The following is a 219-nucleotide window of genomic DNA, read 5'->3' on the forward strand; positions in this document are numbered from 1 at the left end:
CGTCCGGGTTGTGGCCGTCGACGTTGCGCACCACGTGCCAGCCGTAGGCTTCGAAACGCAGGGCGGTGTCGTCGGTGAACCAGCCGTCGACGTGGCCGTCGATGGAGATGCCGTTGTCATCGTAGAAGGCGGTCAGTTTGCCGAGCTTGAGGGTGCCGGCCAGAGAGCAGACTTCGTGCGAGATGCCTTCCATCATGCAGCCGTCGCCCATGAAGGCGT

1 pseudogene is annotated in these 219 nt (G+C 63.9%); it reads right to left on the minus strand.

Annotated elements, in window-relative coordinates:
• Positions 1–219, minus strand: a pseudogene (locus MMS95_RS24200) (transketolase); the annotation flags it as partial.

This window comes from Serratia sp. PGPR-27 (assembly GCF_022678525.1).
Taxonomy (GTDB): domain Bacteria; phylum Pseudomonadota; class Gammaproteobacteria; order Enterobacterales; family Enterobacteriaceae; genus Serratia; species Serratia nematodiphila.